The following is a 15,236-nucleotide window of genomic DNA, read 5'->3' on the forward strand; positions in this document are numbered from 1 at the left end:
GAATCCCCGCATGCCGATTATCGTTGGAGCACGGCCAAGGATTCCGTGAACAAGGATTCTTCGCATGAACAAGAGAGACAGCTTTGCAGGCACCGATTTCCGGGACGTCCGTTCCGGGAGTTACGACGCCATCAATGATGCAGGCCGGCCGCAGCCGGACCAGGTCCATGAAGCGATCACGCCGCACGAAGCGGCGCAGGACGGCGCCGACGTGCGGCCCGAGCCGATGCCAAGCCAAGAAGAGATCTTGCCGGAAGGCCTGAGACGCCCGCCCATGGGTCCCTATAGCTCCAAGACGGGTCGCCGCGCCACGTAGCGCGCGCGAGGATTGCCTCGCTCGGACTGGAACGACAGTGCAAGGCAGGCGTTCGCTTCATGAGGAGGACGCATGTTTTTGCCGTATCCCAGCGACCAGACCAAGGTGTTATATGCGGCGCTCGATATTGCGACGCGATACTTGGTGCTGCGCGGCTATGATCGTCTCGGCGCGCAGGAGAAAGCCGCGCGACGCATTCTGACCATGTTCAATTCGGGCGAACACCGCCCCTTGATGCTCGCCAACAAGGCGATCGCGGCCGTCGAGAAAGAGGAAGCGGAGCAGCCCGCCACGACTTTTCCGCAGTTCATTTGCTGAAGCTGCCTCGTCGCGCGAGGCGCGGCTGCCAGCCCCCGGTCGACTGTTCGTTCAATCCGCCGGCGGGTGCGAGCTGCATCGCAGGAAGATTGTCATTGCGCTCATCCCGGTTCTCGCGTTTGCGGCAGGAAGCGCCCGCCGCGGGCGAAGCCGCGCCGCCCATTCCGATTGCGCAAGACGCAGATTGACGCCCAACTCATCACTTTCGTCCTTGCGCGGCGCTACAGAGGAACAAGTAAGTGAGTCCGAAGTTGCGGCCTTGGTGCTGATGACAATTAGGAGTTCGTCATGTGCGACTATAGCCTGCATGCCGTGGCCTCGCGACCGGCGGAAGCCTCGGAAGTCCTGGTGTCCACCAAGTTCCTGGGCACCCATACCAGAGGGTTCGCCTCGCCTGCCGATCCGACGGTCGCTGTTTGCCTGCGTCCCGGGACCGAGATCGCCTTCGAACACAACGCTTTTGCCGAGGGGACGATCTTCCGCAAGAGTATCGGCGCGAGGCTCGCGCGCTTCCGGCAGATCGACCTGGACAAGCCCGCGCAACACCATGACGCGCTTGAGTTCTCGAACGGCAAGATCGTGAAGGTGACGGACCTTGTCCTCGGCCAGCGGATGCGGATCGTCCAGATGCCGGCTGACCCCGTCAGCAAGCGCACGGCAACCGAGCGGACCATCGAAGCCGACCGGCCGGTGCCGGTGACCTGACTGGCGTCCGCACTTTACCGCGACGCAATTTTCACCAATCGACGAGCCGCCGAGTCTCGGCGGTTCGTTCCGTCAAACCCATATTTGCGGCAGCATGCGGCTTTGCTGCCAACGAAGGATGGTTACCGAAGAATCGGCGCGGCCTGCGAGCGCACGTGAGCAAGCCCCGGGTCCGGTTGCATCTACTCTCCGGACCCGGCGCCGCGGGAGGCGATAGCTGGTGACCATTCGTGCGCTTTCGGGCTGGACAAGCGAGCAAAGACACGTCGTCGCGGCAAGCTTCCTCGGATGGTCTCTCGATACGTTCGATTTCTTCCTGCTCGTCTTCGTACTGAAGGATATCGCGGCCGAGTTCAACACCGACATCTCCCACGTCAGCATTACGATTCTCGTCACCCTCGCCATGCGCCCGGTCGGCGCCTTTCTGTTCGGCCGCGCCGCCGAGAGCGCGGTACCCCCGAACGCCAGCCGAGGCAGGCGTCCGGATTCGTGTGAAACACAGCCAAGATCACCCTTACCTGCCGCCCGGCTGCGGACCGCTGTTGTTATTGGTGCCGGGACCGACATTGCCTTCGCTTGAGGTGTCGCCGAACGTATTGCGGCCCATGCCGACCGTTCCGTCCGGCACGACGCGACGGCCACGCTCACGCACATAGCCGCCATCCATGGGGGCAGGACCGTAGATCGTCACTCCACTATTGTCACTATTGTCGTGATAGCCCCGCCTGCTCTCAACGGCCTGCGCCGAAGCTGAAGCCGCCGAAAGAGCGAGTACGCCTGCCGCAGCCAACATCAATGTCTTCATCACTGGCTCCTGGAGGTTTCGAAGACCTGCCAACCAGCGGGCCACGCAAGCGTTCCCGGCGTTGTACGATTTTGAATGATGGCAGCGGCTATGCAGGCGACTGTCGCAGCACGACCACGCCTTCGTTCGCGCGAAGCAAGATCGGGCCCTCGACCGGATCCTCCGAGCGGTCCAGATACGTCGAGATCAGTCGCAGCCCGCGGCCCTCCCACTCCCATTGCCTCGGCTCGTTGGCGATGTTCAAGCCGACCAGCACTTTGGCGCGGCCCAATGTGCGGCAATAGGATAGGACGTCATTGCGCGAGCGCATTGGCTGGTAGGCGCCTTCGACGAGACACGCATGTTGCCGCCGCAACGCGACCAGCTTACGATAGAGCTGCAGCAGGGATCGCTCATCGCTCCGCTGTCGCTCGACATTGCGCGTCCGATCGTCGGGAAGCGGCAGCCACGGCCTGCCGGTGGTGAAGCCACGGGATCGAGCAGGGCCTGCATCGGGCTCTTGTAGATTGGCGTCATGCTTTGCGCCGTCTGATTGTTCCTAGAGCAGTTTGTCAGGACATCGGCGGTATAGAACCCCCTGACGCTTGCCGCGAACCACAGATCCAGTTTCAATGGATGCTTTGATATGGAAATGAAGGACACACTATGGTGGCAACGTGGGATTTTCTATCAGATCTATCCTCGCAGTTTTCAGGATTCCAATTTTGACGGCGTCGGCGATCTGCCGGGCATCATCCGTCGGCTTGCTTATCTGAAGTCTCTCGGCGTGAATGCGGTCTGGCTCTCGCCGATCTTTCTCTCGCCGATGGCGGACTTCGGTTACGATATCTCCGACTATACCGCTATCGACCCGCTGTTCGGCACGATGGCCGATTTCGACGCACTGCTTGCGGCCGTGCATGCAAACGGCTTGAAGCTCATCCTCGATCTGGTGCCGAACCACACGTCCGACCAGCATCCCTGATTCATCGAAAGCCGCAGTTCGCGCGACAATCCGAAGCGCGACTGGTACATTTGGCGCGATGGCCGGCCTGGAGGCCAGCCAGCCAACAACTGGCTCTCAGATTTCGGCGGCAGCGCCTGGCAATACGATGCAGCGAGCGGCCAATATTCCCATCATGCATTCCTGGCCCAGCAGCCGGATCTGAACTGGCGCAATCCGGCGGTATGCAAGGCCATCTATGACGTCATGCGGTTCTGGCTGCGCAAGGGCGTCGACGGCTTCCGCGTCGACGTAATCTGGCATCAGGATGCAGAGTTTCGCGACAATCCACCAAATGCAAATTTTCGCGAGGGCCAGCCGCCGCACCAGAGATTTCTGCCGCTGTACTCGACCGACCGGCCCGAAGTTCACGAGGTCATCGCTGAAATGCGCCGCGTGATCGACGAATTCGACGCGCGGGTGCTGATCGGGGAGATCTATCTGCCGATCGAGCGGCTGGTCGCCTACTATGGCAAGGATCTCCTTGGCGCACACCTGCCCTTCAATTTCACCCTGCTTTCGGCGACATGGAATGCCCGCGGCATCGAAAAACTGATCGCCGAATATGAGCGAGCACCGCCGGTGGGCGCCTGGCCCAACTGGGTGCTGAGTAACCACGATCGTCCCCGGGTCGCGAGCCGGGTGGCACAGACCAGGCGCGCATCGCAGCGATGCTGCTGCTGACCTTGCGCGGTACACCGACGCTCTATTACGGCGACGAGATCGGCCTGCGTCAGGTCGCGATCGCGCCGGAGCAGGTGCGCGATCCCTTTGAGAAGAACGTGCCGGGACTAGGCTCGGCCGCGACGGCTGCCGCACGCCGATGCAATGGGAGGCGACAACCAATGCCCGGCTTCTCCACCGCACCGCCATGGCTGCCGCTCGCCGATGATTTCATGCACGAGAATGTCGCCAATCTCGACGCGGATCCGCAGTCGATCCTCAGCCTCTACAAGGCGCTCATCCGACTGAGACAAGAACGGCCACCGCTGGTCATCGGCAGCTATGAGCCGATCGCCGCGCACGACGATCTCCTGATCTACCGACGCCGCTGCGAGGGCGCTTCGCTGACGGAGGTTTTGAACCTGGGGCCCGATCCAGTGTCACTTGGCTCCGACGCCATTGAGCTCGAGGGCGAAATCCTGCTCTCGACGTTCATGGACCGCGCCGGAGAGGCCATCTCCGGCGCGGTCGATCTGCGCGGCAATGAAGGCGTGATTACCGGCGCTTCCGTGCGTGATTAGGCGCTCGTCCGGTTCTGCAAGCTCGCACTTGCACCGCTCGCCACTTGCACGTGCCCTATCCCCGCCCCTTGTTGGCTGCGTGATCGTGCCGCTGTTCAGTCTCCAGCCATTTCCGATCCTGGCCGCGATCGCGCGAATGCTCGGCCTTATCGCGGTTGGACAGCACCATGTTCTCGCCGACGAGATCGTCCTGAAGGTCCGTCATCCCGCCGGTCCCCGCGCCCTTGCCTTTGTCCGCAGCGCTGCCGCCAAAATGCTTGCCTGCTCTGTTGGCCATAGTCGATCCTTTCCAGCGAACGCGTTGTTCGTCACGGGCGTCCCTTCGCAGTCGGACGGTTATGCTTGTTGTGCCGGCTCTCCTGATTGAGCCCACCGCGGCTTACCGGAAATTCGGATTGCCGCCCCTCGTGCCTGGCAAGACGCGCGCCGCCGTTCGCCTGCAGGCGCGCGATATCTTGCTCGACCTGTCGCGCGTCGGGAACATCGGGCTTTCGCTCCAGTATCCGCAGTTGCTGCTCATGGGTCTTCTTGCCCTGTAGCTGCATCCTTCGCGATGGGCCGCCGTGGTCGCCGCCGCGATGGATCCGCCCCTGCAGGCGCGGTCCCTCGTCGATGCCGCCCTGAGGGTTGGTATCATTCTCCACGTCACCTTCGATGGTGTTTTCGCCCACGATCTCGTCGAGGTCCTCAGGCGCGGCTTGCGCCATGGTCAGGCCCTTCGAACCACCGATCAGAGGATTGCGGAGGAGATCGGTATTGGTGGGCCTGTTCAACTTCGGATGCTTGGTCATGATTTCCCCTTCTCGGCTGGATGGCTGCCACCGCCCTTCTGTTCCGGCTGGTGTGCATGATGGCTGTCGTGCTCGCCGCCGCCGCCCGATACATGGCTGTGCCTGCGCTGCGGGTCATCGGCCGTCGGTTTCTTGGTGTCCCGCGGCGCCTTGGCATTTTCATGCGCGGCGCCGGGACCACCCTGGCGGATACTCGCGGGCGTCTTGGTCGAAGTGGACATGATCCTAACGGTCCTGCTGGTAGCCCTGATTGGTCGTGTTCTGCTTAATATTGCCTTGCTGGCCCTGCTCATCGGGATTGGTTACGCGCGTCGACGAGCGCTGGACCTGGTGTGCGTTTCCGGACTTGGCGTCGCCGGTACCCTTATGGCTTTGGTTGTCCGGCGGCACAGGAGGCGTCTTTGTCATGATCGGCTCCGTCTGATCAGGCGGCTGAAGACTGTTGCGCGTTGTTCGCCGGCCAGAGGGAACGAACTTCCTCCGGCAGCGCGTGCTTGATCTTCTCCACCTGGTTGGGATCGACATGATGGTTCAACACTCGGAACACCGCGCGAGACGCATCGACCACGTCAATGGGTTTCACGGATCCGAGCTGCGCGGAAACCAGGGCGAAGAATTCCTCCGCCGACCGCCAGTTCTGCGGCGTGTCGCTCGGCCGCCACTGATCGTAATATGTGCCGCGGACGAGCAGCGGCAACTGTGCACCAAGATGCGCCGCAAGATTGATCGGAACCCGGTCACGCACCGTCCGCAACACCGCACCGAGGGCATGCCAAGCTAACTGCTTGTCGCGCGGCAGGCTTGCCATCATTTCGTCGAGCCAGGTGTTGGTGAGATGGATTGTCCTGTCGAATACGTCTAGACCCGTTGCACTCATGGAAACCATCCGTCGTGCTTGTTCGAGACAAGGACAACGGCGTTTCGGTCGATCGGTTCGTGCCGACAGCGAGCTTATTGCTTGTAGCGCGTTGCCTTGCAACGTAAGAACGAGAACCCTTATTCCTCGTTCGATGTCGCTGCGCTCGCAACTGCCTTGAGCACACTGATCATGGGGTGAATGGCCGCTCCTGCGCCGGGCGCACCGCCGTGCCGCTGCACCAGCCATGCCGGGTCATTGTACGAGAGCCAGGTCGCGCCCCTCTCGTCCTGCCACACCAGACCCTTGAGCGGCAGGTCGATGCCGATGGTTTGCACGGATTGCATCAGGGGCGTGCCCCCCTCGGTGCTCCAAAGATCAACAGATCGGTCGGGCGCAACGATAATCCCACTTGGGCAGCGCCGACTGCGTGGTCGATTTGGGCAAATATGGTCATGCCCTTCGCTTCGACCGCGGCCTTCAGCCTCTGCATGGTCTCTTTTGGCCCGTAGTGACTTTGGATCGTGATCAACCCGTCCGCACTCATGACCGTTTGCTCCAGCATCCCTGGCGCTCTGCAAGGCAGCGATTATGGTGCAGGCACACCGCTCGCTCCCTGCGTCAATTCGTCCCTTTGGTGTTCGCCAGATAATCGATGATGCGCGCCGCGTCGGCTTCATCGATCGGCGCCCGATAAACCTTGATCATCTTGTGTACCTCGGCGTCCCAAACTGCCCTCGGGAATGAGGGCTGGTTCAACACCATATCGGCGGAGTGACAGGCGAGACAATTATTGTTGATTGCATCGGCCTCCGGCCCGCCTCGAAATTGCGCGTCTCCGCTTGGCAGATCAACGCTGAGTGATTTGAACGTCGGCGCCTCCTGAACGTGCGCCGGCGCTGACCAGAACACGGCGACGGCCAGGAGGCGGATGCAGGGCGTTGCTCTAAACATCACCAGCTCCTAGATCGCTCTGACCTGCGTCGGCTCGACGACGTTGCGCATGAAGCCGCTGTTGTTCCAGTTTGCCGTGCTCGGCTGCACGACGTTCTGCGCATTCGTGCAGCGTGCCATCAGCGTGTGACTGCCCGCCTGGCTGAGCGAGAGATCGGTCTCCCATTGCCGGAAACTGTATTTGCCGTAATCCCTGCCCAGCCGCGCCTCACGCCAGGACATGCCGCCATCGGCGGAAAATTCCACCTTGCTCACACCCGCATCGCCACCGAAGGCGATGCCGCGTACTATGGTGCCGGCGCCGACGTGGATGGATGCGCCGGTCTCGATATTGGTGATGAATGATCGCGGCACCATGCGGTTGATCGGGACCATCTTCACCCCGGTCTGGCCAGGCGTGATGCTCGCGTATGGCGTGTCGGGAATCGTGTAGGCCGTCGTCATCCAGTAGTTGTCGTCGGGCCTATCCAGCACCTCGATGTCGCTGAGCATCTTGACCCAGTAGGTCGAGTACCAGCCGGGCACGATCAAGCGCAGTGGAAAGCCGTTGAGGAGCGGCAATTGCTCGCCGTTCATCGCATAAGCGATCATCACCTCGCCATCTCGGGCATGATCGATCAGCAGCGACTTCTTGAAGTCGGGCGCATCCGGCACAACCGGCTCGTCCAGACCATCAAAGCGAACTGCGATCGCACCCGCCTTGACGCCGGCACGATCCAGCACGTCCTTCAGCCGCACGCCGGTCCAGCGCGCATTGCCCATGGCGCCGTGCGCCCATTGCGCCCCGGCTACGCGCGGCATGAACAGCCCGCGCGAATTGCCGGAGCACTGATTGACGGCGGCCAGCTCAACGCGCGGCATCCGGGCCAGTTCGTCCAATGACAGCGAAAGAACCTGGTTGACGTGGCCGCGGACCGCAAGGCGGAAGGCGCTGACATCGACGGAGGTCGGAATCACCGCCCAGTGCCAGCGCACATAAAACCGCTCGTTCGGCGTGAACACACCGCGATCGAACACTTCGAGCGGCGTTTCCAGGAGCGGCGGACGTGTGCGCTGCAGGATCATGCTGCCCTTTTGGGGAAAGTCATTGGTGACCGGCCGCTCCCGAGGTTCGCCGGCGAGCGGCAGCTTGATCATATCGTCGGCCAAAGCCGGCCCTGCAGACAGGGCGACCCCGGCGAGAGCGGCCTGCGCAAGAAAGTGCCGGCGGGTCAGCCGTTCGGCTGATCCCGCCCGATCCGCGAGTCGAAGCGACCGCTCCGCGCTGGATCCCCGATTATTCATGAAGCCCTCCTCGTGGTCGGTGACATCTCCGAAGCGATAGGTCGCTTTGGTCTACCGATCCAACGCATCGTCTTGTTCGAAATGAACGATGCAATCGATCGATTGCGAAGCCCGCAGTGACAAGCGGGCGATATTGCAAGCGGGCGATATTGAATGACATCGGGTCGGCTGCGAGAGCCGGCCCCGTCTTTCGAGCCCGCCGCTTCGCGATGCCCTCCAATGACGGGATGCGGCGAATGCGCTTCGATGCGATCCTTAAGAGCGTCACGCGCCTTCACCCGATGGGAACAATTGCGCCTGCGCAAGCGTTTGATGCTGGGCGCAATGTGGAGTACTGACCATGTCGTGCCGTGTGCACCGTATCGTGGTATGCGCGCTGTTGTCGGCGCCACTCGCTCTTGCCGTACAAGTCGTACACGTAAGGGCACAGCCGGGACATCCGGGGCGTGGCGGCCCGCCGGCAATGGGAGGTGCTCCGCATATCGCGGCCCCCCACCCGACTCCACAGATGGCGGCGCCACATCCCGCGCCGCAAATGGCAGCTCCTCATTTCGCGGCCCCGCATATGGCGGCACCGGCGCCTCACTTCGCTGCCCCGCATGTGGCCGCGCCGGCGCCTCACTTCGCTCCGCATGCGGCCGCACCGCATTTCGCCGCACCGCACATCTCGCCGCGCAATTTTGGGGGAGTGCACGCTGCTCCGCACTTTGCCGCGCCGCGCGCGGCGCCCCACAATGCGTTCGCCCACGCGCCCCACGCACCCGGCGGACCGCATCCTGGGAGGATCGTATCGGGCCAACCGCAACACTTCGGCGCGGCGCATGGTCCACAGCCAAACCGGCACGCATTGTCCAATCTGCCACCTTCACGACCCGCGGTGGTGAGCCAGGGGCCGGGCCCCGCCGCAAACCGGGCTGAGCGGCAGCAGCACCTCCCCGCTCCCGGTCAGACCATTGGTGCCACCGCGCATCCAAACATGGCCCCGGGCCAGACGGTGGGACGCGGCCAGGCCGCGCCGGATCAGGCGCGACTGGCGCAAGCGCGACGCGCGCCGATCCTGCAAAATCCCGTATTCGCCAGCCAGGCTGCAGGCAGGGTTGGTCGGACAGCGGCGAGCGCGGCGCAACCGACTTTCCGCGGCCGCTTCACGCAATCAGCCTGGGCGGAGGATTGGCGTCGTCACCATCATCACCACCTCGCGGTGCTGGGGTTCGTCGGTCCGCTGTTCTGGCCCTACGCCTATGACGACTTCATCGACTACACCTTCGCGCCCTATGCCTACGACACGTTCTGGCCCTACGCCTTCGACGATGTCTATGCCGGCATCTATGGCGGCTATGCACCCGAATATTACGCGCCGGAAGACGCTTATGCCTACGCGGGCTCAGCAGCCTCGCAACGGGTTTACGCGCGAACAGCCAATGCAACGACGACCAACAGCTTTGGCGGCAACTCGCGGATCTGCTCGGGTGAAGCCCAGGGCGTGACGGATTTCTCGATCCAGAAGATCGCGCAGCAGGTCAATCCCGATCAGCAGCAGCAAGCGCTGCTTGATGATCTGAAATCCGCATCGATCGAGGCGGTAAAAGTCCTGCAGGCGGCATGCCCCACCGAACTGCCGAGCACGCCGACTGGCCGGCTCGCCGCAATGCGCGCGCGGGTGGATGCGATGCTGAAAGCGGTGCAGATCGTGCGGCCGGCGCTCGACAAATTCTATCAATCACTCAATGACGAGCAGCGCGAGCGCTTCAATGCGCTGGACCAGGGTGCGCAGGCGGCAGCCGCACAACCTGCCGATATCGAGCGCGTCTGCAAGTCGCAGGACGCCGGCTCGCAAGCCCTGCCCATCGATAAGATCGTGCGCAGCCTGCATCTCAACCCCGATCAGGAGGACGGCCTGAAAGCCCTCGATGACGCCACAGCGAAAGCCGCGCAAATCATGCAGGCGAAATGCCAGCCGGCGCAGACCTTGACGCCGACCGGCCGCCTTGCCGCGATGGAGGAACGCCTGAGCGCGATGTCGGATGCGCTCCACACCACCGAAGCCGCGCTGACGAAGTTCTATGGCTCCCTGACAGACGAGCAGAAGGCGCAGTTCGACCGGCTCAATGTCCGCGCGAGCTAGGTTGGGAGTCGTTCACGAGGCCTGCAGAGCGGATCGCGCGCAATCGTCCGCTGGCATTCCGCCAGGAGATTGATACTCTTTGCTGAACAGAGGAACAATTCCTCCACGTTCGATGCGGGGCATGGGCCTGGACCATGACGCGGCCGATCACGGAATCCGGCGCATCGGAGGATGCCGGCGATCTCGAGCGCCGGCTCATCGATCCGCGTGACGGCGACGTCGAGGACGATGCCGCCAGCCCGGCGCAAAGATCGCTGCTCGCGATCGCGAGCAGCATGCTGGTGGAAATCAGCCTGCCCAAATTGCTGTTCGCCTGGTTCATGTCGCTGGTGCTCCCGGCCGTGCTGCTCGGCCTTGCACCGCTGGCGGTTGCGGTGTGGTTCGCAAGCATCTCTGCACACGTCAAGACGCTGACGGAAATCGGTGCCGGCCTCGTGCTCGCCGCTATCGTGGCGATCGGATGGCTCGCATGGCGGCCGCTCCTGCGCGTCGCCGAGAGCAACTTCTGGGCGCTCAACGCGCTGGTCGTGCAGCCCGGCTATCTCCTCGGCGCCGAACTGCTCCGGCATCTCGCCGAGCGAGCCTTCGCCGGCCACATGACCGATATCCGGCGCACACGGCTGCGTGCGGCAAGCTCGGCCGCCGCCGGCGTCATCATGTGCGCATGCGCGATTGTGGTCCTTTTGCTGGTCTGGCCGTACTCGCGCTGGACCGGAACGGTCGCTGAACTTGCGTTGGTGCATCGCCTGATCGTGCCGATGATCGCGAACGCCGTCGTCCTGATTATGGGTTATCTTGCGGCCGCCTCGCTGGTCTGGGGCTTCGCGGACGCCATGATGGACCAGCCGGCCGATTTTTCCGCATTCGATGTCGCCCCCGCCGGCCGCCGCTTTCGTATCGCGCATCTTTCGGATCTGCACGCGGTCGGAGAGAGATATGGCTTTCGCATCGAAAGCGGCCGCCGTGGTCCGCGCGGCAACGCGCGCCTCCGCCAGGCTCTCGAGCGCCTCGCGGAGATCCATGCGGCGCGCCCTCTGGATCTCATCCTCATCAGCGGTGACATGACGGATGCCGGCCGCGCCACCGAGTGGGCCGAATTCCTCGACGCGATCGCCCGTTATCCAGCCCTCATCGCGCGCATGATCGTGTTGCCGGGCAATCACGATTTGAACATCGTCGACCGGGCCAACCCGGCGCGGCTCGATCTGCCCTTCAGCCCCGGCAAGCGCCTGCGGCAGATGCGCACGCTATCTGCGATTGCAGCGGTGCAGGGCGATCGCGTCCACATTGCCAACCTCGACGACAAACCAATGCGCAGCCTCAACGAGGCGCTGGCGCCCTATCGCAGGCCGATTGCGCACTTCGCGGAACATGGCGGCTTGCGTCTCGCCATGGGCCTCGGCCATATCTTCGGTGATCAATTTCCCATGCTTGTGCTGCCTGACGAGCCGGATGGCCTCGGCGTTGCGATTCTCAATTCCAACACCGAAAGCCATTTTTCCTTCACGAACGCACTGGGCGTCATATCCGCCGAACAGGCGCGCCGTCTTGTCGCCGCTCTCGGCAAATTCCCCGACGCGGCGTGGATCATCGCGCTGCATCACCACCTCCTGGAATATCCGATGCCCGTCGCGTTTTCCGAGCGCGTCGGAACCGCCCTCGTCAACGGCAGTTGGTTCCTGCGCAAGCTCAAGCCCTTCGCCTCGCGCATCGTGGTGATGCACGGCCACCGTCATACCGATTGGATCGGCACCTGCGGCTCGATGAAAATCATATCGGCTCCCTCGCCCGTGATGGGCGCGGACGATAATGCGTCCACGCATTTTTACATCCACACGCTGGTCAGGGGCATCGATGGGCGGCTCCGCCTGATCGCACCCGAGCGGGTCGAAATATCCCGCCCGATGCCAAGCGCGTGACGTGCCGAAAGCAAATCCAGCCTCAATCCGGTTTGATATGCTCCTGTATCTGCCGCAAAATTGATGACGGCATCGTACTTGTGAAGCTTTCCGGAGATGCACTCTCCGTGCGCTGTTCTGATAAAATCCCTCGGTGCCCTTGTCGAGAATGCACGAAAATCTGGACCGGTGCATGGGCGAACAAATGCTCAAGTCGTAGATTTGTTTTCCGAAAGAGACGACTAGTCATCAATTAAGGAAAGACATCATGACCACGGTTGCAGACCAGTTCGCCGAAACCTTGGCCGCTTCGGGCGTGAAGCGCATCTACGGAATCGTAGGCGATAGCCTGAACGGTTTCACGGACTCCATCCGCCGCCAGGGTAAGATCGAGTGGATCCACGTCCGCCACGAAGAAGTCGCGGCCTTTGCGGCGGGCGCCGAGGCGCATCTCACGGACAGTCTCGCGGTGTGCGCGGGAAGCTGCGGCCCCGGCAATCTCCATCTCATCAACGGTCTGTTCGATTGCCACCGCTCGCGCGTTCCGGTGCTGGCGATCGCCGCCCACATCCCCTCGGCCGAGATCGGCTCCGGCTATTTCCAGGAGACTCACCCCGAGAATCTGTTTCGCGAATGCAGCCATTTCTGCGAGCTGATCTCCAATGCCAACCAGATGCCGCGCGCCGTCGAGATCGGCATTCGCGAAGCGATCGGAAAGCGCGGCGTTTCGGTCATCGTGATCCCCGGCGACGTCGCACTGCAGTCCGCGACCACGGCGGCGAACGCGTCAGCCATCGACCTGGTCCCGCACCCGCCGATCGTGGTCCCCAAGGCCGACCACATCAAGGCGCTCGCCCATCTCTTGAACGGCGCACAACGCGTCACCCTGCTTTGCGGCGCCGGCTGTGCCGGCGCGCATGACGAGCTGATTGCGCTAGGCGAGAAGCTGAAGTCCCCGATGGTGCACAGCATGCGCGGCAAGGAGCATGTCGAATGGGACAACCCGTATGATGTCGGCATGACCGGGCTGATCGGCTTTGCCTCCGGCTATTATGCCATGAACGACTGTGATGCGCTGCTCCTGCTCGGGACCGATTTTCCCTACCGCCAGTTTTATCCGCAAGGCGGCGCCCGCATCGCGCAGATCGATATCCGGCCCGAGAATCTCGGCCGGCGCACACCGATCGAGCTCGGCCTGGTCGGCGACATCGGCGCGACGCTGCGCGCGCTGCTCCCGCTTCTGACCAAAAAGAAGGATCGCGGATATCTCGACAAGGCGTTGGCGCATTACGCGAGGAGCCGCGCCGCACTGGATGAGCTTGCGACCGGCGCGCCGGGCCGCAAGCCGGTACACCCGCAGCAGATCGCAAAGGCGCTGAGCGATTTCGCCGCAGAGGATGCGATCTTCACCTGCGATGTCGGCCTGCCGACGGTGTGGGCGGCGCGCTATCTCGCGATGAACGGCAAACGGCGCTTGTTGGGATCGTTCTGGCACGGCTCGATGGCCAATGCGATGGCCCAGGCCATTGGGGCGCAGGCGGCATTTCCCAAACGGCAGGTGATTTCGCTGTCGGGCGACGGCGGCTTCACGATGTTGATGGGCGACTTTCTCAGCCTGGCGCAGCTCGGCTTGCCCGTGAAGGTCGTGGTCTTCAACAACGGCGCGCTCGGTTTCATCGAGCTCGAGCAGAAATCGACCGGCTTTCTCGACTTCGGCACGGAATTCAAGAATCCCAATTTCGCCGCGATGGCGGAAGCGACAGGCATCCGCGGCGTCCGGATCGAAGATCCCGGCGAGGTCGACACCAAGCTCCGCGAGGCGCTCGCACATAACGGGCCGGTCTTGATCGACGCGGTGGTGAACCGCCAGGAACTGGCGATCCCGCCCAAGATCACCACCGAGATGGCCAGGGGTTTTACCCTTTACATGGTCAAGGCGGTGCTCAGTGGGCGGACGGACGAAGTCCTCGAACTCGCGCGCACCAATTTGTGGCGATGAGCGCCCGGCCGGGGCCGCGAGACCACCCGCCAAGTTGCAGAGCCGAACGGTAGCGTTTCCTCCGGCCCGTCATTGCGAGGAGCGAAAGCGACGAAGCAAATCCAGACTGCATCCACGGAGAAAGTCTGGATTGCTTCGCTTCGCTCGCAATGACGGCGGATGCTGAGCGCACGGCAGCCACTCACCGCTCCGCAAACGCCTTCTCGACCACGAACTGCGCCGGCTCGCCGTGGTTGCCCTCCACGAACCCCTTGCCCACCAGCAGCTCACGGGAATCCCGCACCAGGGCCGGGCTGCCGCAGATCATGACGCGATCATGCTGCGGTTCCAGCTCCGGCAGGCCGATGTCGGCGAACAGCTTGCCTGACATGATCAGGTCCGTGATCCGGCCGCGATTGCGGAAGGGATCGCGCGTCACGGTCGGATAGTAGATCATTTGGTTACGCACGAGCTCGCCGAGCAGTTCGTCGTTCGGCAGCCTTTCCGTGATCATCTCGCCATAGGCGAGCTCGGCCACGCGGCGGCAGCCATGCAGCAGCACCACCTTCTCGAACCGCTCGTAGACTTCCGGATCCTTGATCACACTCAGGAACGGCGCAAGTCCGGTACCGGTGCCGATCAGATATAGGTTGCGCCCATCTTCGAGATTGTCGATGACCAGCGTGCCCGTCGCCTTTCGGCTGACGATGATCTCGTCGCCCTCCTTCAGGTGCTGGAGCCGCGAGGTGAGCGGACCATCCGGCACCTTGATCGAGAAGAATTCGAGCCGATCTTCGTAATGGGCGCTGGCGAGGCTGTAGGCGCGCAGCAGCGGCCGGTGGTCGACCTCGAGGCCGATCATGGTGAACTCGCCGCTGCGGAAACGGAACGACGGATTGCGGGTGGTGGTGAAGCTGAAGAGATTGTCGGTCCAGTGATGGACGCTCAGCACGCTTTCCTGGTTGAAATTGCTCATCTCG

17 protein-coding genes and 3 pseudogenes are annotated in these 15,236 nt (G+C 62.9%); 9 read left to right on the plus strand and 11 right to left on the minus strand.

What is annotated here, in order from left to right:
* The first annotated feature begins 64 nt into the window (after positions 1 to 64).
* The 4 genes and pseudogenes from P6U23_RS30785 to P6U23_RS30800 all read left to right on the plus strand — a co-directional run.
* Positions 65 to 316 carry a hypothetical protein gene (locus P6U23_RS30785; protein WP_407176134.1) on the plus strand — a complete coding sequence of 84 codons (252 nt, stop codon included), beginning with the start codon at positions 65 to 67 and terminating at the stop codon, positions 314 to 316.
* 72 nt (positions 317 to 388) lie between these two features.
* On the plus strand, positions 389 to 634 hold the full coding sequence (locus P6U23_RS30790; RefSeq protein WP_407176135.1) for a hypothetical protein: 246 nt from the start codon (positions 389 to 391) through the stop codon (positions 632 to 634).
* Positions 635 to 922: 288 nt separating this feature from the next.
* Positions 923 to 1,339 carry a hypothetical protein gene (locus tag P6U23_RS30795; RefSeq protein ID WP_407176136.1) on the plus strand — a complete coding sequence of 139 codons (417 nt, stop codon included), beginning with the start codon at positions 923 to 925 and terminating at the stop codon, positions 1,337 to 1,339.
* Positions 1,340 to 1,556: 217 nt separating this feature from the next.
* A pseudogene (locus P6U23_RS30800) lies at positions 1,557 to 1,784 on the plus strand (MFS transporter); the annotation flags it as partial.
* A 69-nt stretch (positions 1,785 to 1,853) separates the two neighbouring features.
* Here the strand turns inward: P6U23_RS30800 and P6U23_RS30805 are convergent.
* Positions 1,854 to 2,144 (minus strand): hypothetical protein, encoded by a 291-nt coding sequence (locus P6U23_RS30805; RefSeq protein WP_407176137.1) that lies wholly within the window; start codon positions 2,142 to 2,144, stop codon positions 1,854 to 1,856.
* Positions 2,145 to 2,232: 88 nt separating this feature from the next.
* A complete protein-coding gene (locus tag P6U23_RS30810; RefSeq protein WP_407176138.1) occupies positions 2,233 to 2,454 on the minus strand; it encodes a hypothetical protein in 222 nt (73 codons plus the stop codon).
* Between the two features lie 30 nt (positions 2,455 to 2,484).
* Between P6U23_RS30810 and P6U23_RS30815 the strand changes: the two genes are divergently transcribed.
* Positions 2,485 to 2,649, plus strand: coding sequence for a hypothetical protein (locus tag P6U23_RS30815; protein WP_407176139.1), 165 nt, complete (start codon positions 2,485 to 2,487; stop codon positions 2,647 to 2,649).
* A 120-nt stretch (positions 2,650 to 2,769) separates the two neighbouring features.
* Positions 2,770 to 4,370 (plus strand): annotated as a pseudogene (locus tag P6U23_RS30820) (alpha-amylase family glycosyl hydrolase).
* 55 nt (positions 4,371 to 4,425) lie between these two features.
* Here P6U23_RS30820 and P6U23_RS30825 read toward each other — a convergent pair.
* The 8 genes and pseudogenes from P6U23_RS30825 to P6U23_RS30860 form a co-directional block, all read right to left on the minus strand.
* Positions 4,426 to 4,647: a hypothetical protein gene (locus P6U23_RS30825; RefSeq protein WP_407176140.1), complete on the minus strand. Its 222-nt coding sequence runs from the start codon at positions 4,645 to 4,647 to the stop codon at positions 4,426 to 4,428.
* A gap of 31 nt (positions 4,648 to 4,678) precedes the next feature.
* Entirely contained in the window at positions 4,679 to 5,161 is a 483-nt protein-coding gene (locus tag P6U23_RS30830; protein WP_407176141.1) for a hypothetical protein, read from the minus strand.
* Positions 5,158 to 5,382: a hypothetical protein gene (locus P6U23_RS30835; RefSeq protein ID WP_407176142.1), complete on the minus strand. Its 225-nt coding sequence runs from the start codon at positions 5,380 to 5,382 to the stop codon at positions 5,158 to 5,160. Before P6U23_RS30835 ends, P6U23_RS30830 begins: the two co-directional genes overlap by 4 nt.
* 4 nt (positions 5,383 to 5,386) lie before the next feature.
* Positions 5,387 to 5,569 carry a hypothetical protein gene (locus P6U23_RS30840; RefSeq protein WP_407176143.1) on the minus strand — a complete coding sequence of 61 codons (183 nt, stop codon included), beginning with the start codon at positions 5,567 to 5,569 and terminating at the stop codon, positions 5,387 to 5,389.
* A gap of 16 nt (positions 5,570 to 5,585) precedes the next feature.
* Positions 5,586 to 6,038, minus strand: a complete 453-nt coding sequence (locus P6U23_RS30845) for a DUF2267 domain-containing protein (RefSeq protein WP_407176144.1) — start codon at positions 6,036 to 6,038, stop codon at positions 5,586 to 5,588.
* A gap of 119 nt (positions 6,039 to 6,157) precedes the next feature.
* Positions 6,158 to 6,564, minus strand: a pseudogene (locus P6U23_RS30850) (DUF302 domain-containing protein).
* Between the two features lie 74 nt (positions 6,565 to 6,638).
* Complete coding sequence (locus tag P6U23_RS30855) at positions 6,639 to 6,971, minus strand: cytochrome c (protein WP_407176145.1); 333 nt, start codon at positions 6,969 to 6,971, stop codon at positions 6,639 to 6,641.
* Between the two features lie 9 nt (positions 6,972 to 6,980).
* Positions 6,981 to 8,255 carry a molybdopterin-dependent oxidoreductase gene (locus P6U23_RS30860; protein ID WP_407176146.1) on the minus strand — a complete coding sequence of 425 codons (1,275 nt, stop codon included), beginning with the start codon at positions 8,253 to 8,255 and terminating at the stop codon, positions 6,981 to 6,983.
* Positions 8,256 to 9,231: 976 nt separating this feature from the next.
* Between P6U23_RS30860 and P6U23_RS30865 the strand changes: the two genes are divergently transcribed.
* The 3 genes from P6U23_RS30865 to poxB all read left to right on the plus strand — a co-directional run bounded on the left by P6U23_RS30865 (position 9,232) and on the right by poxB (position 14,277).
* Positions 9,232 to 10,380: a Spy/CpxP family protein refolding chaperone gene (locus P6U23_RS30865; RefSeq protein WP_407176147.1), complete on the plus strand. Its 1,149-nt coding sequence runs from the start codon at positions 9,232 to 9,234 to the stop codon at positions 10,378 to 10,380.
* A 134-nt stretch (positions 10,381 to 10,514) separates the two neighbouring features.
* The gene (locus P6U23_RS30870) at positions 10,515 to 12,299 is read left to right on the plus strand and encodes a metallophosphoesterase family protein (protein ID WP_407176148.1); all 1,785 of its coding nucleotides are present in this window, start codon (positions 10,515 to 10,517) and stop codon (positions 12,297 to 12,299) included.
* A gap of 247 nt (positions 12,300 to 12,546) precedes the next feature.
* Positions 12,547 to 14,277 carry a ubiquinone-dependent pyruvate dehydrogenase gene (poxB, locus tag P6U23_RS30875; protein ID WP_407176149.1) on the plus strand — a complete coding sequence of 577 codons (1,731 nt, stop codon included), beginning with the start codon at positions 12,547 to 12,549 and terminating at the stop codon, positions 14,275 to 14,277.
* Between the two features lie 181 nt (positions 14,278 to 14,458).
* Here poxB and P6U23_RS30880 read toward each other — a convergent pair whose 3' ends face one another.
* Positions 14,459 to 15,232, minus strand: coding sequence for a ferredoxin--NADP reductase (locus P6U23_RS30880; RefSeq protein ID WP_407176150.1), 774 nt, complete (start codon positions 15,230 to 15,232; stop codon positions 14,459 to 14,461).
* Between the last annotated feature and the right edge of the window lie 4 nt (positions 15,233 to 15,236).

The organism is Bradyrhizobium sp. STM 3562, from assembly GCF_045571435.1.
Lineage (GTDB): Bacteria > Pseudomonadota > Alphaproteobacteria > Rhizobiales > Xanthobacteraceae > Bradyrhizobium.